Source organism: Vreelandella rituensis, assembly GCF_003336665.1.
In the GTDB taxonomy this organism is placed as follows: Bacteria; Pseudomonadota; Gammaproteobacteria; order Pseudomonadales; family Halomonadaceae; genus Vreelandella; species Vreelandella rituensis.
On the sequence record NZ_QPIJ01000175.1, the window covers coordinates 1 to 619 of the forward strand.

The 619-nt window shown below is 61.6% G+C and carries 2 protein-coding genes; one reads left to right on the plus strand and one right to left on the minus strand.

All coding sequences use genetic code 11. From position 1 onward, the window contains the following. On the plus strand, window positions 1-264 hold a 264-nt coding region (locus tag DU506_RS21370), incomplete at its 5' end, for an FAD-binding protein (protein ID WP_220254500.1). Window positions 265-329: 65 nt separating this feature from the next. Here DU506_RS21370 and tnpA read toward each other — a convergent pair. Further along, window positions 330-619 (minus strand): IS200/IS605 family transposase (tnpA, locus tag DU506_RS21375; protein WP_114488809.1); only part of this gene is annotated, 290 nt, incomplete at its 5' end.

Sequence of the window (619 nt, forward strand, 5' to 3'; positions counted from 1 at the left end):
GCGGTCGGTGCCTCGCGGGCGGCGGTGGACGCAGGCTTCGTGCCCAACGACATGCAGGTCGGCCAGACCGGCAAGATCGTCGCGCCGGACCTGTACATTGCCGTGGGCATCAGCGGTGCCATTCAGCACCTGGCGGGCATGAAGGACTCCAAGGTGATCGTGGCGATCAACAAGGACGAGGAAGCGCCGATCTTCCAGGTGGCGGATTACGGGCTGGTAGGGGATCTGTTCGAGATCCTGCCGGAGCTTGAAAGCAAGCTTTGAACCAACCCCGGCGCAATCTCGGTTGCTTTAGCTTCGAGTCAAGCCGGCCCGGCCAGGGAAGGCCGCTATCGGCGGCGTAGCCGCCGCGATTGTTGTTCACCTTTCTCGGAGGTGGGGCGTTGCTGGTCGGTGATGTACTGCGTCACGATATCCAGCGGTGCGCCCCCACAACTGACGACGCAGTAGGACGGTGACCAGAACTGGCTGCCCCAGAGTTTGTCGGCGATGTCTTCCGCAAACTCCTTGCGTATCACGTAAGCACTCTTGCCTTTGAGCTTGCCGATAAAGTGAGACAGGGCTTTCTGCGGCGGGCAGATGACCAGCAGGTGGAGATGGTCGGCCTCGCCGTTAAACT